Origin of the sequence: Saxibacter everestensis, assembly GCF_025787225.1 — a bacterium.
GTDB lineage: Bacteria > Actinomycetota > Actinomycetes > Actinomycetales > Brevibacteriaceae > Saxibacter > Saxibacter everestensis.
Genome location: NZ_CP090958.1, coordinates 2,853,261 through 2,875,704, shown reverse-complemented (window position 1 = coordinate 2,875,704; position 22,444 = coordinate 2,853,261). Strand labels below are relative to the sequence as shown.

Below are 22,444 nucleotides of genomic sequence, written 5' to 3'. Positions count from 1 at the left end.
CGGCGGCACCGCGCCGTTCGTTGTCACGGCGCTGATCAACGGCACGGGCAACGACCTGATGCCGGCCTTCTACCTGATGTTCGCCGGCGTCATCGGGGTGATCGCCGCTGCCTTCATGCCGGAGACCGCACGCAAACCACTGCAGGGATCGATGCCTGCGGTCGAGACCGAGGGTGAGGCAAAACCCTGGTGGCGACCCAGGACGACAATCCGTTGATCGATGTCGACGAACTACCGGATGCCGGAAGCGGAACTGGAATCCACGTCGACTCGGGAGCCTGCGCCGGTAAGGTCGTCATAAGACCCAAAGCAGGACTAGCGGGGGAGCTTCGCCATGACCGCCGAAACGCCAACCAGCAGTGAGCAGCTCGAGGTCGTGCTGGCCGCCGCACAGTCAGCTGCACGACCGTTTGCCGACCTCTCGCCCAGCTCCCGGGCGGCAGCGCTGCGGGCGATCGCCGACCGGCTCGACGACGCGGCGGCCGAGCTGGCGCCGATCGCCGAACGGGAATCCCATTTGTCCCAGTCGCGATTGTCCGGTGAACTCGGCCGAACGACGTTCCAGCTCCGGCTCTTTGCGCAGACCCTGGACGACGGAGCCTTCCTGGACGCCCGGATCGACCGGAGCGACCCGGACTGGGGGATGGGCCCCCGGCCGGATCTGCGCCGGGTGAATGTCCCACTTGGGCCGGCGGTCGTGTTCGCAGCCAGCAACTTCCCGTTTGCCTTCTCGGTCGCAGGTGGCGACACGGCATCGGCGCTCGCTGCCGGCTGTCCGGTCGTGCTCAAGGCCCATCCCGGACATCCCGAGCTTTCGGCCCGTACCGGTGAACTCGTTATCAAGGCACTTGCCGAGGTCGGGGCGCCGGATGGCGTGTTTGCGGTGATCTTCGGCGACGAGGCCGGCCGCACCGTCCTGCGTGACCCGCGGATTCAGTCAGGAGCTTTCACCGGGTCGATCCGAGGCGGTCGTGCGCTCTTCGATATCGCCGTCAGCCGGGAGGCGCCCATTCCATTCTTCGGTGAACTCGGCAGCACCAACCCGGTTTTCGTCACGGAAGGAGCCGTCCTCGACGATGCCGACGCCATCGTCGACGGCTTCATCGGATCTTTCACCCTGGGTGCGGGCCAGTTCTGTACCAAACCCGGATTGCTGTTCGTCCCTGCCGGCGCCGGCATGGAAGAGAAACTGGCGGCAAGGTTCGACGCGGATGCCGGGCCCGGGGCGGCCCCGCTGCTGAATGATCGAATCGTCGCCGGATACCGGGCCGGGCTTGAACGCCTGGTCGATTCGGGGCTCGCCGCACCATTGGTCCTGGGCGATGAGGCGTATTCTGACGCGCCGACACCGACCCTGCTATCCACCACACTTCCGGACTTCCTGGCTAATCCCGATCTGCTGGCTGCCGAGTGTTTCGGCCCGGCCGCCCTCGTCATCGCATATGACGACGTTTCCGAGCTGACAAAGGTCCTGGCAAAACTCGGCGGACAGCTGACTGCGACGCTGCACGCCCGGAAGGACGAGCCGATCGCCGCCGAGCTGATCCGACTGATGAGCGATCGGGCCGGGCGCTTGCTGTGGGGAGGATGGCCCACCGGTGTCGTCGTCTCGTACGCACAACAGCACGGTGGCCCCTACCCAGCCACGACGGCACCAGCAACTACGTCGGTCGGCACGGCGGCGATCGCACGCTTCATGCGACCGGTGGCCTACCAGAATGTTCCGCAGGCCCTGTTGCCGATCGCCTTGCAGGATGTGAACTCCTGGGGCGTGCCACAACGGATCAACGGCCGGCTGGAGTTCCCGGCCGAGGTCTGAGTAGCATTCGACGCTTGCTTCGCCGCGGGTCAGCCCCGCGATCGAGTCTGACCCGCGGGTCAGCCCTGGCGATCGAGCCTCGCGGGACAGCCCTGGGCAGTAGGACCAGATCAGCCCTGGGGCAGTGCGACCCGGGCTATGACGGCCCTGTGATCACTGCTGATCGAGGGCAGAACCTGATCGCTGACCACATCGATGCCCTTGACCATCACATGGTCCGGACGGGTGACCGGCGCCTTGCTCGGCCAGGTGAAGCCGAAATCGCCGGCCTTCGACATGCTGGTGTCGGTGAGCTGGTCGGTGAGTGCAACGAGATGGCGGTCGGTTGCGGCGGTGTTCAGATCGCCGGCGAGGATGATCCTCTCCGCATCGTCAGCCGCGACAGTGGACGCCAGCCGTTCGAGCGCGTCATTGCGTGCCGATTCAGCGCCTGGACGAACCGATGGCAGATGCGCGGCGTAGACCCGGACGTCTCCCGCCGGCGTCGTGACGGTGGCCGAGAACGCCCGGGTCCAGTCCATGCCGAGATCTTGGCGGGTGACATCGCTGATCGGATACCGGCTCCATAGGCCCACGGTGCCGACTATCTTGTGATACCGGTACGCGGCCGTCAACCTCTCGCCGATTATCCCGCCACTCTTGCCGGCCAGCTCCTGCACCGAGACGATGTCCGCACCCGAGTCGATCAGCGAATTGGCAGTCGCCGTGGGCTGCGGCAACCGCGCGCCGACGTTGTGGGTGGCGACGACCAGCTCTGTCGACTTTCCGCCGGCCGACGTGTCGGCATCGGCCGGCATGGGCTGACCCTGGAAGGGGAGTCCCGGCAGAAATAACGCTGACCAGGTCAGCGCGGCAACTAGCACACCCGCGCCGGCGACGAGGGAACGGCGAAATAGTGCCAGGACCGCGAGGGCTGCGACCAGAACCCAGGCCCACGGTAAGGCGCTCTCCCAGACCAGCCCGAGCCCGCCGGTCTCGGGGATGAAACGATGGCCGGCAATGGCTGCGGCCAGCACGAGGGCAGCTATCGCGATGATGATCCCGCGTGAGCGTCGCCGCCGTGAATTGCCAGGCCTACGGCCGGGGCGGCCGGGAGCGGCAGACCGCTTGGGTCGCTCGGGATGTCCGCCGTTATGGGCGGTTCGGTCGATGAGAGTCACTGAGCCTTTCTATCGGATGAACCTGAGCAGATCGTGCGAATGATGAAGATCGTGAACGCTCCCGGGAAGGATTCGTGCCGGTATTGCAGGTGGCATAGGCTAAGAAGCTGTGACAACTCCCACGATTTTCGCCAAGGAAGCCCTGCTCGCAGACCTCGCCTCCGGACTTTCGGAAAAGGCGCTCCTGAGCGGCGCCGATCAACTCGAAACCTACCGCTTCGACATGGCATCCTTCTCGCCGGCGGGTGTTCCGGTCGCCGTCGTGCGGGCAGCGTCCCGCGATGACGTCGTGCATGCGCTTCGCACCGCGAGCAAGCACGGCATCCCGGTGGTACCGCAGGGTGCGATGTCCGGATTGTCTGGCGCAGGGAACGCCATCGATGGTTGTCTCGTGCTTTCAGTTCGCGATATGAACCGGATCCTCGAAATCAGTGTCGACGATCAGGTAGCGGTCGTGGAGCCCGGAGTGCTGAACAAGGAGCTGTCGCACGCTGTCGCCGAGCAGGGGCTCTTCTACCCGCCGGATCCCGGCTCCTGGGAGATCTCCACGATTGGCGGGAACGTAGCGACCAACGCCGGCGGGATGTGCTGCGTTAAATACGGTGTCACCGGTGACTTCGTCCGCGGGCTTGAGCTGGTGCTGGCCGACGGAACTGTGCTCGAGACCGGACGCCGGACTGCCAAGGGCGTCGCCGGGTTCGACCTGACCAGCCTCGTCGTCGGTTCCGAAGGCTGCCTCGGCGTTATCACCAAGGTCATCCTCGGGCTGAAGCCAGCCCCGCGACCCTCACTGACGATGGCCGCCACCTTCCCTGACTCGGCTAGCGGACTCGCGGCGGTTACCGCGATCATGGCTTCCGGCGTGACCCCGTCGCTAATGGAATTCCTCGACCCGATATCTGTCGCCGCGGTGAACGCGCTGCAGGACATGGGCTTCGACGATGATTGTGCGCTGATCCTCGCGCAGTCCGATTCGCCGGAAGCACTTGAGGACGTCGCCCGGATGGCGAAGATAGCCACGGCGAACGGTGCGATCGATGTGGCGGAGTCCGCCGACGATCAGGAAGCGGCGATGCTGTTGCAGTCCCGCCGCTCGTTGCACGCAGCGCTTGAGGTGCTCGGCGGGAACTTCACCGACGATGTCGCGGTGCCGCGGGTCCGGATGCTTGACCTGCTTGCCGGCATCGAAGAGATTGCCGAGCGAAATGACATCAAGGTGGCCACGGCCGGTCACGCGGGTGACGGGAACATGCACCCAACGGTGATCTTCGACCGGGCAGACGAGGCCGCCAAGGCACGTGCCGCGGTCGCGTTCGAGGAGATCATGCTGCTCGGCCTGGAACTCGGCGGGACGATAACCGGCGAACACGGCGTCGGCATCCTCAAGCGCGAGGGTCTGCGCCGGGAACTCTCAGCAACCTCGCTGCGCCTGCAGGAAGAGATCAAACACAGCTTCGATCCGCAGGGCATCCTGAACCCCGGCAAGCAGATCGGCTAGAAACCTAAAACGCACGCCTTCGAACGAGTGAGTTCGGAGGCGCGCGTTTTAGGTTGCCGCTAAGTTTCTACACCGGGCGGGCGATTGCCTGCCAGACGACGACATCGGGATGATCGTCGTAACGGTAGCCGCCGCCCCGAATCGTGCGAACGATGCTGGAGTAGCGGCCCAGCTTTGTACGCAGACGACGGATATGCACGTCGACAGTGCGTTCGGTCGGCACTTCTTCGGCCGGGCCGTTGGACCAGAGCTCGGCGATCAGTTCGGACCGGCTCACAGTCCGGTCCTCGCGGGAGACCAGGAAGGCGAGCAGGTCGAATTCCTTGTAGGTCAGGCTGCTCAGGGCACCATCGATATGGACTTCGCGACGCGGGGCGTCGATAAGCAGTCCCGCCTCCGGAATGCTGCCGCGGTTGGGCGTAGCTGTCGCCGGCTGCTGGCGGGTGCCCGGTGCGTGAACGCGGCTGGGAACGCGGCTCCGTACCGGACCATGCGCCGATGCGGTCTGCCCTGTGGCGGCCGGTGATCCCGCGGCGACCGCGCGGACTGCGTCGAGATCGCGATTCGGGCCCTCAGGAGCTAGGGCGACAACTGCCTGGGTGTCGGCGCGTGAAGCGAGCTGCCGGGCATACCGCTGCAGCTTCTCGGCGATCTCCACCAGGTTTGTGCCATCTGCCGAGGCCTTGGCTTCATCGAGTCCGAGGTAGAGAATGATTCCGCGCGCGGCACGAGCCGACGGCGTGACGCCTTCCGGACCGTAGGTCCGGGTTGTGGTGTCGTCGGACACTGGTGAAAGGGCGCGTGCGCCGAGGCGCTTCGCGGAGACTCCCTGACCGGCCGAATGCCATCCCCTACGGGATGGAACCGGAGAACTTACTGCGTTTGCCGAGCTGTTTCCGCCCATTGTGATACTCCAAGGTCTTGCCACCGGATAACGCCGGTGGACCGAAAAACTGTGGGGATCGCTGCCTTCATCGCCTGCCGCCTGCGGCTGGCACAGCTTGTTGAGTCAGTTCTTAAAGACAACAACAGCAGCCGCAGGCGCTGGGCATCACGCGCGGCATCTTGGACATCTGTTGTTTGGTAGGCACGAGACGATTCTTAGCTATTTCACGGATCGCTGCAACACTTGGTCACAATCTGAGAATGAATGTGACGATTTGTGACGCGACTTACGCCGGTCGGATTGCCACCAGCAGCGGTCAGACCACGCCGTACAGGCGGTCACCGGCGTCGCCGTACAGGCGGTCACCGGCGTCGCCGAGACAAGCGGTCAGACCACGCCGTACAGGCGGTCGCCGGCGTCGCCGAGGCCGGGGACGATGTAGCCGTTTTCGTCCAGGCGTTCGTCGAGCGCTGCTGTAACGATGGTCACGTTGGCCCGGGCGTCGAACTTGTGCTCGATCAGCCGCACGCCTTCGGGGGCCGCGAGCAGGCAGACCGCGACGACATCGCGCGCGCCGCGGTCGAGCAGGAACTGGATGGCGACGGCCAGTGTGCCGCCGGTCGCCAGCATCGGGTCCAGCACGAAGATCTGCCGACCGGAGAGGTCGTCGGGCAGCCGTTCGGCGTATGTCGTGGCCTCGAGCGTCTGCTCATCGCGGACCATGCCGAGAAATCCGACCTCAGCGGTGGGAATCAGGCGGGTCATGCCTTCGAGCATGCCTAGGCCGGCGCGCAGGATCGGCACCACAAGGGGCCGTGGCGACGAAATGGCGACGCCGGTCATCTCGGTGACGGGGGTCTGGATTTGTTTCGGCTCAACCCGTACGTCGCGTGTCGCCTCGTACGCCAACAGGGTGACGAGTTCCTCGGCAAGCCGACGGAACGTCGGGGAATCGGTGTCCTTGCTGCGAAGTACGGACAGTTTGTGGGCAATCAGCGGGTGATCGGCAACGTGCAGGCGCATAGGGAAAACCTACCCTGACGGTCAAGAATCCGCGCGACCGCATAGCGTGTTGAGAGCAGAAAGAGAGGCAGACAATGCAAAGTCCCTTTGGTCCGGACGCCTTCGGAACGGTCGTGGAGGTCGACGGAGTCGACCTGGTGCGTAACGGCAGCCTGTTGCTTGACGCCGTCGGCGCTCGGATCGGCGCGGGGAGCACTGGGCGCTGCTTGGGCCCAATGGTGCCGGGAAATCAACTCTGCTGAGCATCATCGGTGCGTACCAACATCCAACCCGCGGCGTGGCCCGGATCCTGAACAATCAGCTGGGCCGGGTCGACATCTTCGAGTTGCGCAAGCACATCGGCCACGTGGATCCGCGCCACCGGGTACGTGGCCCGCTCACCATGCGCGAGGTTGTGCTGACTGGGCTGACCGGAACCGCCGCGCTGAAACCGCGCTGGGAGCCAACTACAGAAGAGGTCCGGCGGGCGGATGGTCTGCTGGAGATGCTGCGGGTAACCAGCCGAGCGAACGCTGACTGGCGTGAGCTCTCGCAGGGGGAGCGTGGCCGTGCCCTGATTGCCCGGGCATTGATGCCGAGGCCGCAACTCCTGCTGTTGGACGAACCGGCGACCGGGCTCGATGTCGCGGCTCGGGAGCAGCTGCTGACCAGCATCGATGCCGTGCACGCCGCCGATGCCGACCTCGCAAGCATCCTGGTGACGCATCACCTGGAAGAGCTGCCTCCGACCACGACCCATGCCATGCTGATCGGCCGCGGACGGATCACATCGGCAGGAGACGCGGACGAGGTGCTGACCACTCGGCTGGTCTCCGAGGCATTCGACTATCCGATCGACATCGGCCGCAGTGGAAATCGCTGGACCGCGACAGCTTCGGCCTTCAGCGGAAGTTATCCGGGCTGACATCCGGCCCATAAGGGCCCGGAAGCGGGGTTGGTCTGCAGCGGAGAAGCGGCCCGGCCGCACCGTTCCCAAAACCCGGTTTCTTTGGAATGATGAAGAGGTGTCGTACTTTACTGCAGTCTTATCGGATACCGGGGACAGCTGGCGAGCCCGGGACGTGGACGCGTCCGATGCCGTCAGCCTCGAAGATTTAGCTGATCTGATGCGCACCGTCTCGGTGAACGGGCACGACACTGTGGCCGTGATTGAGCATGAAGATGAGTGGTTTGCCCTGGTTCGGATCATTGGCGATGACGACCCACGGGTGTTTGTCTCAGATGTTCACGCGGCAGCGCAGAGCAAATTCGCGGAAGTGTTGGCTGACTACCTGAACCTGAAGGCGCACGACTTCGATGCAGATGAAGAGTCTGACGACGAGGAACGGAAATCGTCCAATGGTTCCAATGGGGACAACGAGGATGACGAAACCCAGGCCTCACCGGTCCTCACCCTGAATGCCCCACCCGAGTGGTCCGGGGATGCTGATTTGTTGGCCGATCGCGGCGTCGATGCTACCCGGCTGTGCGAACTGGTGGTTCAACATCCGGAAGATCCTGGCCAGGTATTGACCGATATCGGAGACGAGGTTGGCTTCGGCGAACTGCTCGAGGCGCTGCGCTGAGACCGGGGAACGAGTATTTTCGGTTGATGCGTGCTGCCCTTGAGCAGGCTGCATTGACCGAGGCCGCCGGTGACGTTCCGGTCGGAGCCGTCGTCGTCTCCGCGGAGGGTGCGATCATCGGCCAAGGCCACAACCAGCGTGAGGAACTCCACGACCCGACGGCGCACGCGGAAGTCATCGCGCTTCGGGAGGCCTCTGCCGCCGTCGGGAGCTGGCGGCTGGATGGGTGCACTCTCGTGGTCACGCTCGAACCATGCCTGATGTGCGCCGGTGCGGCGATGCTTGCTCGTGTCGAACGAATTGTCCTGGGCACCTGGGATGAAAAGGCCGGAGCCGCAGGTTCTGTCTGGGATGTGGTTCGCGACCGGCGCTCGAACCACACCATCGAGATCATCCCCGGTGTGCTTGAGGAGGAGTGCGGCGCAATTCTTCGTGACTTCTTCACCGCACGGCGGTAGGGGCGGGGCCTCTTCGCTCACGGTGACGGTGCAGGCATCACGCGTACGGGGATGGGGCGGGCCTTACGCCTACGGAAATCGAGCCGGAAGCCGGAGAACTCGCGCCGTCCGGCGTCCGGTTTTGGGCAACGGCCCTCCATTCGGTAAGGTTATTCGCGGTAGCGTGTCCGAGCGGCCGAAGGTGCAACACTCGAAATGTTGTGTGCGTTTAAAGCGCACCGTGGGTTCAAATCCCACCGCTACCGCCAATGTGATGAGTCGAATCATTGTTCACAATGAGCCCGCTCTGGTCTTCGGACCGGGGCGGGCTTTTGTGTTCAGCTGACGCCGTCCTGGCGTGGCGAGACCGCAAGATCGTTGGCAGGCGGGGTAGTCCCGCTCTCGAATGTCAGAGTAGGGACGTTTTGTCCGCGCCTAAACGCACTTACTGTGTCAGTGGGCTCGTTAATCCCGCACCGCAGTTAATCCCGGAGCGCGTGCAGCACCCGTTGCCAACGTGGCGGTCGATGATTCTGGTGCACAACGGCCGGTGCATCTGGCTCGGGGAGGTAGCCGCCGAGCCAGCGGGTGATCTCGGCGAAACCACGTTCCCGCACCGACTTGGGAGATAGCACGATGTCGTGCACGGCGCCGGGGACTCGGGAAACTGTAACCGTCTCGCCAAGCGACAGCGCCCGGTGTGCGACGACATCGACATCGAGCGCGACATCCGACTCGTTCATATCCTCAGACCAGCGGGCGTGCAGCAGGCTCTTGCTCGACAGCAGGACGAGCGCGGGGCAGTCGATCCGCAGCCCTTCAGCCACCTGGGAATGAGCGGTGAAGATTGCGTTCAGCCACGCCGGATAGATGGCAAACCCTCGACTGGGCCGCCAGTCGACGTTGTACTCCAGCAGGCCTTCATTGGCGAATGACACCGTGCGGGCGTAGAAGTCGGGCATCACGATCGGGATCGGGCTGCCGGGGCGGGTCTTGGCGCTCAGGTTCACGAACGGAGAAATCGCCATCCGTGCCCGGCTCTTCCACTGGAACTCCAGCCATGGACTGTTCAGTACAAGACCATCTGCCACGCCGGGATGCCGGTTGGCCCAGAGGGACAGCGTCAAGCCGCCGGTGGAGTGCCCGTTGAGGATCAGGCGGCTCTCCGGATTCTCGGTCTGAATGACCTTCAGTGCGGCCTCGATGTCTTCATCGTAGGTAGTCAGACTCGTGATGTAGCCCGGAGTCTGATGCGGACCCAGGCTCCGGCCATATTTACGAAGATCCAGGGCGTAAAAGTTCGCGCCGGCGTGGTGCCAAAATTGAGCGAGTTCGGTCTGGAAGAAATAGTCTGACCAGCCGTGCACGTACAGCACGTTTGTCTTAGCCGCCGGTGCGTTCGGCTGGTCCTGACTGGCCAGGCGCGTCGTGCCGTTCGCGGCCGCGTTGGGCGCCGTTGCCGATTGTGACGAGGGACGGTAGCGGATCAGTGTCGCGACGACGCTGCCCTGGCTGTCGTCATCGAGCGGGAGCGCCAGCTGTTCGAAGCCGGTTCCCAAAATATCTGGCTGCCAGTCGTTGCTCGTCTCGCTCATTACCCTCCGCTTGTCCGTGATCAGTCTATGCATCGACCCCGGACCATGCGGAGAATTTGCCGCCCGGCAGTAATCGAGGGCGTACTTTCGTGAACTGCCTCACGCTGTCGTGAGCAGGTTTTCGTGAGCTGTGCCACGCGACGGTCATAAATCGTCATATTCGACCCGGTGAAAATGCGGCGGGTGGCCACGAGATGCCACACTGGAACGTCGTGCCAGCGGTGATGAAATGTCTGGCCAAATTCACGCGGCGCCTCATCTGGTGTTTCGCGGCACACGCCCGGAGAAGACATGATTACTCTGACCGGCCTGCGCAAAAAATTCGCAGGCGATGTCGTCGCGCTTGACGGCATCGATCTGCACGTTCCCGCAGGTGAAATCCACGGCATCGTCGGACGTTCCGGTGCCGGAAAATCAACCTTGATCCGCTGCCTCACTGCCTTGGAAAAGCCCAGCGAGGGCTCGGTCGAGATCGACGGGCAGGAAGTGTCGGGACTGACAGGCGAGAAGCTCCGGGTAGCGCGCCGCAGGATCGGCATGGTCTTCCAGCACGTCAATCTGCTCGACTCCCGCACTGCGGCAGGCAATATCGCCCACCCACTGGAGGTGGCCGGCGTTCCGAAAAAGCAGCGCGACGCCAGAGTTCGCGAGCTCCTCGACCTTGTCGGCCTGCGCGATCGCGCCGGGAACTACCCAGCGCAGCTTTCCGGCGGTCAGAAACAGCGGGTCGGAATCGCCAGGGCGCTCGCCGCCGAGCCGGCCGTCCTGCTCTGTGACGAGCCGACTTCCGCACTGGACTCAGGAACCACCCGGCAGATTCTGTCCCTGATCCGGGACCTGCGTGACCGGCTCAATATCACCGTGCTGATCATCACCCATGAGATGAGCGTCGTCCGTGAGGTCTGCGACTCGGTTACCCTGCTGGAGAACGGAAAGATTGCAGAATCCGGCTCACTGGTCGAGGTGCTGGCCCACTCCGGCTCCACGCTGAGCAAGGAGCTCATTCCGTTGCCCCCGCTTCCGGTCGGTGAACGAATGCGCCTCGTAGAGGTAGGTCTGGGATCCACCGAGGACACCCCGTCGGCCACGAAACTGCTGGCGTTGCTTGCCGATGCCGGTGTCGGCGCCGATATCGCTGCCGGAACCATCGAAACAGTGGGCGGTCGCCGGGTCGGCCGCCTGCAGCTCGAGGTGAGTGACAGTCACGACTCCGGGCAGATCATCGAGCTGTTGACCAGGGCCGGCGTATACGCGGAGGTGGTGGCATGAACGCCGAACTGACAGGTGTCTCGGCCATCCTGGCCGCAGCGAAGGACCCGCAGTGGTTCAACAACCCGGTCATCCAGGACCAGGTGCTGCCCGCGACCCTCGAGACCATCTACATGACGGTCGTCGCCTCGATAGTCGCAGCCCTGCTCGGGCTGCCGCTTGGAATCTGGTTGCACGTCACCAGTCCGAAGGGTCTTTCGCCGCAGGTCGCCGTCTACCGGATGCTCAGCCTGATCATTGACATTGGCCGGTCGATCCCGTTCATCATCCTGATGATCGCGCTGATTCCGTTCACCCGATTCATGGTGGACACCGCGCTCGGTTGGTACGCAGCCGCCGTCCCGCTCAGCGTCGGCGCTATTCCGTTCTTCGCCAGGCTGGTCGAAAATGCGCTGCGCGAGGTCGGGCTCGGAAAAGTCGAGGCCGCCCAGATGATGGGGGCCAGCAAAAGGCAGATAATCCGCGACGTGCTCTACAAGGAAGCCAGGCCGGGCATCGTGGGCGGGTTGACCATCACAATCGTCACCTTGATCGCCTACACCGCAATGGCGGGAGCGGTAGGCGGCGGCGGTCTCGGTGCCTTGGCGATCTCCTACGGATACCAGCGCTATCAGGGCGACGTGATGATTGTCTGCATCGTGTTGCTTGTTGCGCTCGTCGCGATCGTGCAGTTCTTTGGCGACCGGATCGCCCGGCTGATCGATCATCGCTGAGCCCGTGCCCCGGGCAGGGTCAGCCTGGCTGCCGGCCTGCGAAGCCGCGTTCGCAACACACCGCTTGTTGCACACCTCTTAGTTACACACCTCTTTGTTACACACCACGACTTTTCTACGACCGGCATCCGGTTAGTCCGGGTAGACCGGGTAGGAAATCATTCTCGAAAGGAAACACCAATGCGCAAGATCCCAGCGCTTTTCGCGGTTACCACCGCTGCAGCACTCGCCCTCAGTTCCTGTGGCCTCGTGCCTGACGACAAGGCCGAGGTCGGCCAGGAAGCAAGCGGCGTCACAACCCTGACAGTCGGCGTCTCGCCAGTGCCGCACGGCGACATCCTCAAGTTCGTCAACGACAACCTCGCCGAGGACGCCGGGCTGAAGCTCGACATCAAGGAGTACACCGACTACACAGCCCCGAACAAGGCGCTCGTCGATGGCGACCTGGATGCGAACTACTTCCAGCACCTGCCGTACTACGAGTCCGAGGTGCAAGGTCAGGGCTATGAACTGGCTCACTTCAAGGGTGTACACCTTGAGCCGTTCGCTCTCTACTCGAAGTCGATAAAGGACATCTCGGAGCTGAAGGACGGTGCCAAGATCGGCATCAATAACGACCCTTCCAACCAGGGACGCGCGCTCGACCTGCTGGTCAAGGCGGGCGTAATCACGCTGGCCGAAGACAAGGACATCGTCAACGCCACGATCAACGACGTCAAGGACAACCCGAAGCACCTGGAGTTCGTCGAGGCGGACGCCGCGCAGCTGGCTCGCACCCTCGATGACGTCGACGCTTCCGTGATCAACGGAAACTTCGCCCTTGAGGCTGGCCTGGCACCCAGCAAGGATGGCGTCCTGGTGGAAGAGGCAGAAGACAACCCGTACGCCAACTTCCTCGCGGCTCGCGCCGGCGACGAGAACAATGAATCGCTCAAGAAGCTTGACGAGCTGTTGCACTCCGACGAAGTGAAGAAGTTCATCGAGGAAGAGTGGACCGACGGACAGGTACTTCCAGCGTTCTAGGTCACCTGCTTAGGATTCGGTCCGGTTAGGCCGCGTCAGGTGTGGTTTGTTACGGGCAGCGCGGGAAGTTCCCGCGCTGCCTGCGACAAACCGACGCAGCGAGGCATGAGCGTTCGGACCCGGATGGCAGCTGCCAGCAACCAACGCGGCGAGGCCTGAGCGTTCGGTTCGGGATGGCGGCTGCCTGCGACAGCCGACGCGGCGAGGCCTGAGCGTTCGGTTCCGATACCTGCTCGTACAGTGTGTTCCATGCACATTCCAAAACTGCGGAAGGCCCTCGATGCTTTTCCGCCATACATTCCGGGCAAGGCGCCGCAGGAGATTGCCGGCCTGGTCAGCTACAAGATCTCCTCCAATGAAAGCTATCTGCCGCCGCTGCCCTCGGTGATCGAGGCGATTACCGAGGCCGCGGCCACTCCGGCCAGGTATCCGGACACCTTTGGAGTTGAACTCGTCGGCGCACTCGGTGTTCGACTGAATCTGCCGACCGATCATTTCATCATCGGCACCGGCTCCTCGGAGCTGATCAACTCGATCACCCAGGCGACGTGCGACGACGGCGATGAGGCCATCTACGCTTGGCCGTCATTCGAGATGTATCCGCAGGTCGTCGGGCTTGCCGCGGCGAAAGCCGTGGAAGTTCCACTCACCGAGGAATTCCGCCACGACCTCCCGGCGATGGCCGATGCGATTACCGAGCGTACCCGGCTGATCTTCCTCTGCACGCCGAACAATCCGACCGGCCCGGCCATCCGCAGCGACGAGCTCGAGGAATTCCTCGGCAAGGTGCCGCCATCCGTAATCGTCGTGCTCGACGAGGCGTACCTGGATTTTATTACCGATCCGGATGCCGCGGACGGACTCGACTTTTTCGCAGGCCGGAATAACGTGGTGCTGCTGCGCACCTTCTCCAAAGCGCACGGTCTGGCCGGGATGCGAATCGGCTTCGCGGTCGCCCGGCCGAATGTTATCGAGGCACTGACGAAAACTGTCATCCCGTTCGGCGTGACGTCGATGAGCCAGAAGGCCGCGCTGGCCTCGCTGCGCGCCGAGGATGAGATGCGAGAACGGGTGTGCTCAATCGTCGCCGAGCGCAATCGGGTGCGCGGGGCGCTGCTTGCCCAGGGTTGGAACGTTCCCGACTCGCAGGCCAACTTCATCTGGCTGCCGCTGGGTGAACTGACCGACGCCTTCGATGCCGCCTGCCGGGCCCGGGCTCTCAGCGTGCGGAACCTCGATGTCGGGGTGCGATGCACCATCGCGGAACCTGAGGCGTCGGACCGGCTGATCGAGATCGCCGACGAGTTCCGCAAGGAGAACTTCTAGCCTGCCAGGCCCGAGGCGAAACGGTCCGCTTTCTCGCTGAGGTCGTCCCAGATATGTGACGACCAAGCCGACATTGCGGACCGTTTCGCTTGTAAATCAGCCGGCCTCGTGCCCAGCCCTCAGCTGTGCAGTGGGAACTGGTCGTATGCATGCAGCGACTGGCGCAACGATGGACTACCAGCTGCTGATGCAGTATAAACAAGGCAGCAATGACGCTGAGGGGTGAGTGGATCATGTCAACTAAGCCCGAAGAGCCGGCGCGGCCAACGACATACCGAACGATGGACGAGGTCGCCGAGACGCTCAGCCCGGCCGAGCAACGCTTCGAACGCGGCAGGCGCACGATCGGCTTGATTCTGGGGCCGCTCGCCGGCCTTGCGGTCTACTTCCTTTCCGCGGGCCTCGACGCCCCAGCGCAGCGGCTGGCCGGCATCGTCGTGTTCGTCATCATCTACTGGATCAGCGAGGCGATCCCGATCCCGGTGACCTCGCTGGTCGCCATGTGCCTCGTGGTGCTCGGCAACGTCGCACCAGCTGACGAGGTTTTCGCGCTCTTCGGCAACAGCACTCTGTTCGTGTTCATCGGCGGATTCATCATCGCCGAAGCTATGCGCAAGCACGGTCTCGACCGCCGGTTCGCTTTTGGTGTTCTAAGGCTTCCGGGAATCGGAAACTCGACGGTTCGGATCATTGTCGCCTTCGGGGCGATTACAGCCCTGCTCAGTGGTTTCATTTCCAATACCGCCACGGCCGCAATGATGATGCCTATCGCTGCTGGCATAGTCGGGTTCCTGACCAACATGATTGCGTCGCAGTCCGGTGACTCGGTAAAACCGGGACGTCTCCGCTTCGCGACCGCGCTGATGCTGATGGTGGCCTACGGGGCTAGCATCGGCGGCCTGCTCACGCCGGTGGGCAGCCCGCCCAACCTGATCGGCCGCGCGTTCATAGAGGACGCAACCGGCGAGACGATTCCATTCTTCACCTGGATGGTGCTGGCCTTCCCGCTCGTCGTGGTCATGTTCGCCGTGCTGTGCGTGTTGCTCGTCATGCTCAACCGGCCGGAAGTCAAGCACATCGAGGGCGTCGAGAAGTATGTCCGCGAGGAGCACGCCAAATTGGGCCGGATGGGTGCGGGAGGCCGCAACACACTGATCGCGTTCGGCGTGGCCGTGCTGCTGTGGGTGACGCCCGGCTTGATCGGGCTGTTCACTGGCGGCGAGGGTGCGGTGTACGACGCGGTAACCGACCGCATGAACGAGGGCGCGGTGGCGATCGTCGCGGCGGCCCTGCTGTTCGTGCTGCCGGTCGATTGGTCGCAGCGCAAGTTCACCATCACGTGGAATGACGCCGCCCGGATCGACTGGGGAACGATCGTGCTCTTCGGCTCCGGCATCGCCTTGGGAAGTCTGCTTGGCTCAACCGGGCTTGCGGAGGCGATCGGGAGCGGCCTGAGCGGTCTGCTCGGTATCCAGACATTGCTCGGTTTAACAATCCTCGGCACGGTCATCGCGGTGATCATCAGCGAAACGACAAGCAACACGGCGAGCGTTGGAGTCGTCGTACCGATCATCATTCCGCTGGCCGTCGCGGCCGACGTCAATGCCGTGATTCCCGCGCTCGCCGCCATCTTCGGCGCATCGTTCGGATTCATGCTTCCGGTGTCGACGCCACCGAACGCCATCGTCTACGGAACCGGGATGGTGCCGATCACCAAAATGGTCCGATCGGGCGTTGCTTTGGACATCGTCGGCATTGTGATCATCGTCGCGGGCGTGATGGGCATGGGCGCCCTGCTCAAGCTGGGCTGATTCCTGGCGAAACGGTCCGGTTTGTCGGTGACTTCGTCCCAAATATGTGACGACCAAGCCGACTTTGCGGACCGTTTCGCTGTTGAGGTTGCCGGAGTTTCTCAGCTTTGCTGCGGGAAATGGTCGTAGGCATGCAGGGCGAGCGCCACGTTGAGCCGGCTGTCCGGGGCGCCGAGGTCACGGCCGGTCGCCCGCTCAATCCGGGCGATCCGGTTGCGCACTGTGTGCCGGTGGATTCCGAGGACCGTGGCGCTCGCGTCCTGGTTGCCGCGCTGGTCGATGTAGGCGCGAAGCGTGGCAAGCATCGAGTGGTCCGAGTCGTCGATGGCGATTACCGGGCCGAGTACGGAAAGTGCGAACTCGCCAAGTCGTTCGGCGGACACCAGGTCAAGCATCTGGCGGAAGTCGGCGTCCCCGGCCGCGGTTTCGGCCTGGCCGGAGTTCAGGCTGAGCCGCAGCGCGGCCCGTGCCTGCTGATAGGACACCCTCGCGGCCCCAGGGCGAAGTACGCTGCCGATGCCGAGGGCCAGGTTCCGCTCCAGGGCCAGGTCGGTGAGTCGGTCACTGAGGGCGTCGTCATGGGCGATCAGCAGGAAAACAGCGGCCGGGTCGAAACTCACCAGAGTGCCTTCGAATTCCGATGCCAGATCTTCGGCCAGCAGCTGATGATGCTGTCCTGGAGTCGGTTCGCGCTGGCTGAGGGCGAGCACGCGAACCCGGCGTCCGGAGAGTGGACCGAAGATGCCCCACGGCCGGGTATCGGATTCGAGGTGCGAGCCGGCCAACACCGGAAAGGGGTTGATCCCGGCTCGGCCAAGCAACGCAAGCGCGGCGCCGTCGTCAACGGTGGAACTCACAAGTTCGGCGAACGCATCGCGGCCTGATCGCCACACCTCCTCGAGCGCGGCATGTCTCCTTTCCAGTTCCAGGCTCAGCAGCGAGATGAGTCCCGCGGTGACAACCCGATGCTGCGCGGAGTCGCTGCCGGTCCGGTCGCGAACGCCGTCATCCACGCTGCCGCCCGCACTGCTGCCGCCTGGCACGCTGCCGCCCGCCACGCTGCCGGCCGCACTGCTGCCGCCTGGCACGCTGCCGCCCGCCACGCTGCCGGCCGCACTGCTGCCGCCTGGCACGCCTCCGGATCTGCTGGAATCAGCCGTGCCGCGCTGGATCAATAGCCATGCACGCGGGCGGGCGATGCCGAGCGGGTGCACCTCCCGGACGACCTTGCCGTCGAAGTCAATCGAAGCAGAGCGACCGGGCTGCTTTCGCATCCGCGCAAGCTGGCCGCCGAGCAGCTCGGGCAGCGAGCCGGCGCCAGGGCCATGGGCGGCGCTGACGTGCCCGGCGGCATCGAGCACGACCGCGTCGGCAGCCGCGGCGGTTGAAAACGCCTTGACCATGGATTGCACCGGTCCTGGCCTGGTTGCCGCGACCGTGATCGAGCGCTGTGCCTGCAGGGCCCATTCGAGTCCGCGCCGTTCGGCTTCGGTGCGCAGCTCGACGAACGCCTTCGTGACCGCGACGAAGGGCACTGCCTGCGGCACGGCGAGCAGCGGAATCCGGACTGCGGCGGCGGCTTCGATCAGCCGGTCCGGCACCTGCTGATGTGGAAGTTCGGCGCCAAGTCCGATGGCGACGGCCGCCGCACCGGCCTTCGCGACCCGGTGGAGATAGTCACGGCATCCGGCCTCGCTGTCCGGCAGCAGCAGGCCGATCGTCATCAGAAGCTCGGAACCCTGCAGCCAGGGACCGGGGTCGGAGAGCTCCGAGACGCTCGCCGCGTCGACGTTCCGCTCAAGGAATCGGTCACGAAGCGAGGTGCGGTGTGGCCAGACCACTTCGAGGTCCAGGTCCTTCCGTCCGACGATATCGCTGAGTTTGACCATGTCACGATTATCCACCGTGGCGTGTCAAAGTCTGCGCTTCGACAGTGTGTATATCGCGTTAGGGGGTGGAGCAGGCGCTAGGTTCGATAGGTGCCCTGTGTTCGAAAGAGGGCTTTGGAGTTCAATGCAGAAGTGTGCGAAGGAGCATCAGGTGAGCGTCGAATCATCGTCAAACCGTGAACCAATCGGTCAGCAGGACTGTACCCAGATTCCCCGCTTCGCCGGGCCGCCGACGTTCGGGCTGCTGCCGCGGATCGATCAGGTGGAAACCCAACACGGCGCGGGTTCGGTCGACGTCAAGATTCTTGGCATCCCCTATGACGCCGGGGTCAGCTACCGCAGCGGCGCCCGGTTCGGACCGTCGCATGTCCGGGCCTCCTCGCGGCTGCTGCGCCCCTATAACCAGGCGACGGACGTATTCCCGTTCGCCAGCCAGCAGGTCGCGGATTGCGGTGATATCGGCGTCAACCCGTTCAACATCGAGGAGGCGATCACCTCGATCGAGCAGGCCGCCGACGAGCTCCGGGCCGACGGCGCCAAGCTGCTGACCATCGGCGGGGACCACACGATTGCGCTGCCGATGCTTCGTTCGCACGCCCGCACCCACGGCAAGATCGCGGTGTTGCATTTCGACGCGCACCTCGACACCTGGGACACCTATTTCGGAGCGCCCTACACGCATGGCACGCCATTCCGCCGCGCCTCCGAAGAAGGTCTGATCGATCTCGAACGCAGCATGCATATCGGCATTCGCGGTCCGCTGTACTCGAAGAAGGACCTCGAGGATGATGCCGTCCTCGGCTTCCAGATCGTGCGCAGCGACGACTACCAGTTCAAGGGCATCGAGAACGTGATCGAGCGGATGCGCCGCCGGCTCGGTGATGCACCGGTCTACGTTTCGGTCGACATCGATGTGCTCGACCCTGCTGCCGCGCCAGGTACCGGAACCCCGGAGGCCGGCGGGATGACCAGCCGCGAGCTGCTGAACTCAATCCGCGGTCTACAGGGCCTCAACATCGTCGGGGCGGAGATCGTCGAGGTTGCACCGGCTTACGATCACGCGGAAATCACCGGACTCGCCGCCGCCCAGGTCGGCTACGAGTTGCTGTCGGTGATGGGCGCTAACGCCCAGGGCGCCACCGGACCGACCGGTCCGATCGCGGCACATCTCGGCGTTACGCCGGATAGGGCGAAGTAGGGACAATGACCGATTTCGCCGGTACGCCGGAGAAGTTCCGCAACGGTGCCCTCGCCGTCGTCTCCACCCTGCACGCACACGGCGTGGAGATGATCTTCGGCATCCCAGGCACTCATAACCTCGAGTTCTATCGGCATCTGAAGACATTCGGCATCCGGGCAGTCACGCCGCGGCACGAGCAGGGCGCGGGATATGCCGCCGACGGCTACTGGCAGGTCACCGGCAAGCCCGGCGTGGTGATCACGACATCCGGCCCCGGCCTGACGAACGTGATCACCGCGGCTGCCACCGCCTATGCCGAATCCCGGCCGATGCTGGTGCTCTCGCCGGGAGTCCCGGTCGGACTTGAACGTGCGGATGCCGGGCTGCTGCACGAAACCAAGGACGCCAGCGGCGCGATCGAGCATCTTCTGTTGTGGAGCCGCCGTACCCGGACCGCGGAGGGCGCTGCCCAGGCCGTCGCGGATGCGTTCGCCACGTTCCGGTCAGGGCGTCCGGGCCCTGTGCACATAGAGGTTCCGCTGGACATCCTCGAAGGCTCGTGGTCGGGCAGTCCGGCGGCGCAACAGCAGGTATCGCGGCCGGTTGCCAATCAGGATGCCGTCGCGGCAGCAGCCGAGGCGCTCGCTTCGGCCGGCCGTCCACTCATCGTTGCCGGCGGCGGCGCCTGTCATGCCAGCACCGAGGTGACCCGGCTGGCGGAGACGCTGGACGCGCCAGTTGTCACGACGGTCAATGGCAAGGGCGTGCTGGACGAACTGCATCCGCTGTCGCTTGGCGCCAATATCCGGCTGCGCGCCATCCAAGATGAATCGGCGAAATGCGACGTCATCCTTGTTGTCGGCACGGAGCTTGCGGATTCCGACCTATGGGGAGGACGGATCGGCGGCGAGCCGGACGCGCCGGCCAGGCCGCTGGTGATCCGCTGCGATATCGATCCAGACCAACTGCACAAGAACCTGCCCGGAAAGATTCTGGGTCATGGCGATGCCGGTGAGTTCCTGGCCGCCATTCAGACCCGCCTCACCGAAACGCATCGGTCCGAGCCGGCGGGCGGCGAAAGCGGTTCGGATGCCGAACACGATGCGGGCAACGGGCCGACGGGTGCTGATGTCGACCGCAGCGCGGGCGGCGAACGCGCGGCAAAGCTCCGTGAGGCATCGTATGCGGAGGCGGAGCCGGACTACCCGGTGGCGCCCGCCATCTGTGCCGCCGTGCGGGCGGCGATGAACGACGACGCGATCCTGACCGGTGACAGCTCGCAGATCACCTACCTCGGATCCGTGCACTTCTTTGCCGCCCGAAAGCCGTACCAGCACCTGTACATGCCTGGCTTCGCAACACTCGGCTACGGCATCCCAGCGGCGATCGGCGCGAAGCTCGGTGCCCCTGACAATCAGGTCGTCTGCCTGCTCGGTGACGGGGCGGCGATGTTCTCGATCCAGGAGATCATGACCGCGGTCGAACTGGAGCTCGCCATCCCGATCGTCATCATCGACAACGGCGGTTATCGCGAAATCCAGGATCAGATGGACTCCCGCGAGATGGAGCACGTCGGCGTTAAACTTCGCCGCCCAGACTTCGCCGCACTTGGCGAATCGATGGGTGCCCGCGGGGTCAGGACGACCCGGGTCGAAGACCTGACGTCGCTGGTCTCCGACGCGCTCAGCTGCAACGGCCCCACCATCATCACGCTCGACCTCACCAGTTAGTTCACTGCGTCGGCCCGCAATAGGCGGGTCGCCACGACAAAGGGTTTGACCATGGACATAGTCGTCATCGTCGTCTACATGCTTGGCATGATCGGCATCGGACTCTGGGGCCGCAGTCGCGCCAAGAGCGAGTCGGACTTCCTCGTCGCGGGTCGCCGGCTCGGCCCATTCCTGTACTCCGGCACTCTTGCCGCTGTGGTGCTCGGTGGCGCGTCGACCATCGGCGGAGTCGGGCTCGGCTACACCCACGGCATCTCCGGGATGTGGTTGGTGTTCGCCATCGGCATCGGGATTTGCGTGCTCAGCCTGCTGTTCGCCGGCCGGATCCAGAAACTTCGGGTCTATACCGTCCCGCAGATGCTGGACCTGCGCTACGGCAGGGGATCGGCGCTGCTGTCCGGCACGATCATGATGTTCTACGCACTGTTTCTCGCCGTCACTTCGACCGTTGCCTACGGCACGGTCTTCAGCGTGCTCTTCGACATCGACCGGATTCCGGCCATCCTGCTCGGCGGAAGCGTGGTGATCATCTACTCGATTCTGGGCGGAATGTGGTCGATCACGCTGACCGACTTCGTGCAGTTCCTGATCATGACCGTCGGCATCTTCTTCATTCTGCTGCCGATCGTGATCAGCAAGGCAGGCGGCTGGAGCGGGATGCAGGCCGCGCTGCCTCCGGAGTTCTTCAGCCTGACCGCGATCGGCGGCGGCACCATCCTGACCTATTTCGTGATCTACGGCTTCGGCCTGCTGATCGGTCAGGACATCTGGCAGCGGGTATTCACTTCGCGCAGCCCGGGCGTTGCGCGCTGGGGTGGACTGACGTCCGGTCTCTACTGCTTGGCATTCGGCGTTGCCGGGGCCATGATCGGCATGGCGACGAAGGTCATCATCCCGAACCTCGAGGTGGCAGATGACGCGTTTGCCCAGGTCGTGGGCGGTACGCTGCCGCCGGCCCTTGCCGGCCTCGTTCTGGCCGCCGCGTTGGCCGCGATCATGTCGACTTCCTCCGGCACACTGATTGCCGCGGCCACAGTTGCGAACAAGGACGTGGTCGCGGCACTGTTCAAGCGGCACGCCGCCGCGGAGAAATCCAGCCACGACGAGATCAGGGGCAACCGGCTCTACATCCTCGCCTTCGGCATCCTGATGCTTGGGCTGGCGTGCCTGATCCAGGACGTGGTCGGCGCGCTGACGATTGCCTACGACCTGCTGGTCGGCGGCCTGCTGGTTGCGATTATCGGCGGCCTGGTGTGGAAGCGCGGCACGATCGTGGGCGCGATGGCGTCGATGATTGCGGGTGGCGTCGTCACGATCGGCACCATGCTGGTCGTACGTGACATCTTCGCCAACGAACCGATCTACTACGGCTTGGGTTCTGCACTTGTGGTCTACATCGCGGTCAGCCTGCTGACTAAGCCGACCGATCCGGAAATCCTGACGGCGTGGACGAAGCGGATCAGCGGCAAAGACCAGTCGATCGAGGGAGATCCGGAAACGAACCGGACGAGCTGACCCTG

The 22,444-nt window shown here is 64.2% G+C and carries 21 protein-coding genes and 1 tRNA gene; 17 read left to right on the top strand and 5 right to left on the bottom strand.

What is annotated here, in order from left to right:
- Window positions 1–58 precede the first annotated feature (58 nt).
- Genes LWF01_RS13700 through LWF01_RS13690 form a run of 3 tightly spaced genes read left to right on the top strand, consistent with a single transcriptional unit; the run spans window position 59 to window position 1,819 of the window.
- Window positions 59–217: a hypothetical protein gene (locus LWF01_RS13700; RefSeq protein WP_349637922.1), complete on the top strand. Its 159-nt coding sequence runs from the start codon at window positions 59–61 to the stop codon at window positions 215–217.
- Complete coding sequence (locus LWF01_RS13695) at window positions 190–363, top strand: hypothetical protein (protein WP_349637921.1); 174 nt, start codon at window positions 190–192, stop codon at window positions 361–363. Before LWF01_RS13700 ends, LWF01_RS13695 begins: the two co-directional genes overlap by 28 nt.
- Window positions 335–1,819 carry an aldehyde dehydrogenase (NADP(+)) gene (locus tag LWF01_RS13690; protein ID WP_349637920.1) on the top strand — a complete coding sequence of 495 codons (1,485 nt, stop codon included), beginning with the start codon at window positions 335–337 and terminating at the stop codon, window positions 1,817–1,819. The genes LWF01_RS13695 and LWF01_RS13690 overlap by 29 nt, the downstream gene beginning before the upstream one ends.
- Before the next feature lie 110 nt (window positions 1,820–1,929).
- Here LWF01_RS13690 and LWF01_RS13685 read toward each other — a convergent pair whose 3' ends face one another.
- Window positions 1,930–2,979: an endonuclease/exonuclease/phosphatase family protein gene (locus tag LWF01_RS13685; RefSeq protein ID WP_349637919.1), complete on the bottom strand. Its 1,050-nt coding sequence runs from the start codon at window positions 2,977–2,979 to the stop codon at window positions 1,930–1,932.
- Between the two features lie 109 nt (window positions 2,980–3,088).
- Here LWF01_RS13685 and LWF01_RS13680 point away from each other — a divergent pair, with 109 nt between their 5' ends.
- The gene (locus LWF01_RS13680; RefSeq protein ID WP_349637918.1) at window positions 3,089–4,477 is read left to right on the top strand and encodes an FAD-binding oxidoreductase; all 1,389 of its coding nucleotides are present in this window, start codon (window positions 3,089–3,091) and stop codon (window positions 4,475–4,477) included.
- Between the two features lie 67 nt (window positions 4,478–4,544).
- Here LWF01_RS13680 and LWF01_RS13675 read toward each other — a convergent pair whose 3' ends face one another.
- Entirely contained in the window at window positions 4,545–5,264 is a 720-nt protein-coding gene (locus tag LWF01_RS13675; RefSeq protein WP_349637917.1) for a winged helix-turn-helix domain-containing protein, read from the bottom strand.
- Between the two features lie 486 nt (window positions 5,265–5,750).
- On the bottom strand, window positions 5,751–6,386 hold the full coding sequence (gene upp / locus LWF01_RS13670; protein ID WP_349637916.1) for a uracil phosphoribosyltransferase: 636 nt from the start codon (window positions 6,384–6,386) through the stop codon (window positions 5,751–5,753).
- A gap of 74 nt (window positions 6,387–6,460) precedes the next feature.
- Between upp and LWF01_RS13665 the strand changes: the two genes are divergently transcribed.
- From LWF01_RS13665 to LWF01_RS13645, 5 genes are all read left to right on the top strand, one after another.
- On the top strand, window positions 6,461–6,628 hold the full coding sequence (locus LWF01_RS13665) for a hypothetical protein (RefSeq protein WP_349637915.1): 168 nt from the start codon (window positions 6,461–6,463) through the stop codon (window positions 6,626–6,628).
- Entirely contained in the window at window positions 6,589–7,290 is a 702-nt protein-coding gene (locus tag LWF01_RS13660) for an ABC transporter ATP-binding protein (RefSeq protein ID WP_349640931.1), read from the top strand. The genes LWF01_RS13665 and LWF01_RS13660 overlap by 40 nt, the downstream gene beginning before the upstream one ends.
- A gap of 100 nt (window positions 7,291–7,390) precedes the next feature.
- A complete protein-coding gene (locus tag LWF01_RS13655) occupies window positions 7,391–7,951 on the top strand; it encodes a tRNA adenosine deaminase-associated protein (protein WP_349637914.1) in 561 nt (186 codons plus the stop codon).
- 26 nt (window positions 7,952–7,977) lie between these two features.
- A complete protein-coding gene (tadA, locus tag LWF01_RS13650) occupies window positions 7,978–8,409 on the top strand; it encodes a tRNA adenosine(34) deaminase TadA (protein ID WP_349637913.1) in 432 nt (143 codons plus the stop codon).
- 157 nt (window positions 8,410–8,566) lie between these two features.
- A tRNA-Ser gene (locus tag LWF01_RS13645) sits at window positions 8,567–8,657 on the top strand.
- A gap of 213 nt (window positions 8,658–8,870) precedes the next feature.
- On the opposite strand, the gene LWF01_RS13640 is transcribed toward LWF01_RS13645, so the two are convergent.
- Window positions 8,871–9,983, bottom strand: a complete 1,113-nt coding sequence (locus LWF01_RS13640) for an alpha/beta hydrolase (protein WP_349637912.1) — start codon at window positions 9,981–9,983, stop codon at window positions 8,871–8,873.
- 291 nt (window positions 9,984–10,274) lie between these two features.
- On the opposite strand from LWF01_RS13640, the gene LWF01_RS13635 reads away from it, so the two are divergent.
- From LWF01_RS13635 to LWF01_RS13615, 5 genes are all read left to right on the top strand, one after another.
- Window positions 10,275–11,252: a methionine ABC transporter ATP-binding protein gene (locus LWF01_RS13635; RefSeq protein ID WP_349637911.1), complete on the top strand. Its 978-nt coding sequence runs from the start codon at window positions 10,275–10,277 to the stop codon at window positions 11,250–11,252.
- The gene (locus LWF01_RS13630) at window positions 11,249–11,965 is read left to right on the top strand and encodes a methionine ABC transporter permease (protein WP_349637910.1); all 717 of its coding nucleotides are present in this window, start codon (window positions 11,249–11,251) and stop codon (window positions 11,963–11,965) included. Before LWF01_RS13635 ends, LWF01_RS13630 begins: the two co-directional genes overlap by 4 nt.
- A 180-nt stretch (window positions 11,966–12,145) precedes the next feature.
- Entirely contained in the window at window positions 12,146–12,988 is an 843-nt protein-coding gene (locus tag LWF01_RS13625) for a MetQ/NlpA family ABC transporter substrate-binding protein (protein ID WP_349637909.1), read from the top strand.
- A gap of 249 nt (window positions 12,989–13,237) precedes the next feature.
- Entirely contained in the window at window positions 13,238–14,314 is a 1,077-nt protein-coding gene (locus LWF01_RS13620; protein ID WP_349637908.1) for a histidinol-phosphate transaminase, read from the top strand.
- A gap of 233 nt (window positions 14,315–14,547) precedes the next feature.
- The gene (locus LWF01_RS13615) at window positions 14,548–16,125 is read left to right on the top strand and encodes an SLC13 family permease (RefSeq protein ID WP_349637907.1); all 1,578 of its coding nucleotides are present in this window, start codon (window positions 14,548–14,550) and stop codon (window positions 16,123–16,125) included.
- Between the two features lie 101 nt (window positions 16,126–16,226).
- Here LWF01_RS13615 and LWF01_RS13610 read toward each other — a convergent pair whose 3' ends face one another.
- Window positions 16,227–18,014: a PucR family transcriptional regulator ligand-binding domain-containing protein gene (locus LWF01_RS13610; RefSeq protein WP_349637906.1), complete on the bottom strand. Its 1,788-nt coding sequence runs from the start codon at window positions 18,012–18,014 to the stop codon at window positions 16,227–16,229.
- A gap of 151 nt (window positions 18,015–18,165) precedes the next feature.
- On the opposite strand from LWF01_RS13610, the gene speB reads away from it, so the two are divergent.
- The 3 genes from speB to LWF01_RS13595 are packed head-to-tail and all read left to right on the top strand — an operon-like array spanning window position 18,166 to window position 22,439.
- Window positions 18,166–19,212 (top strand): agmatinase, encoded by a 1,047-nt coding sequence (gene speB / locus LWF01_RS13605; protein ID WP_349637905.1) that lies wholly within the window; start codon window positions 18,166–18,168, stop codon window positions 19,210–19,212.
- A gap of 5 nt (window positions 19,213–19,217) precedes the next feature.
- A complete protein-coding gene (locus tag LWF01_RS13600) occupies window positions 19,218–20,924 on the top strand; it encodes a thiamine pyrophosphate-binding protein (RefSeq protein WP_349637904.1) in 1,707 nt (568 codons plus the stop codon).
- Window positions 20,925–20,975: 51 nt separating this feature from the next.
- Complete coding sequence (locus tag LWF01_RS13595; RefSeq protein WP_349637903.1) at window positions 20,976–22,439, top strand: sodium:solute symporter family protein; 1,464 nt, start codon at window positions 20,976–20,978, stop codon at window positions 22,437–22,439.
- Window positions 22,440–22,444 lie beyond the last annotated feature (5 nt).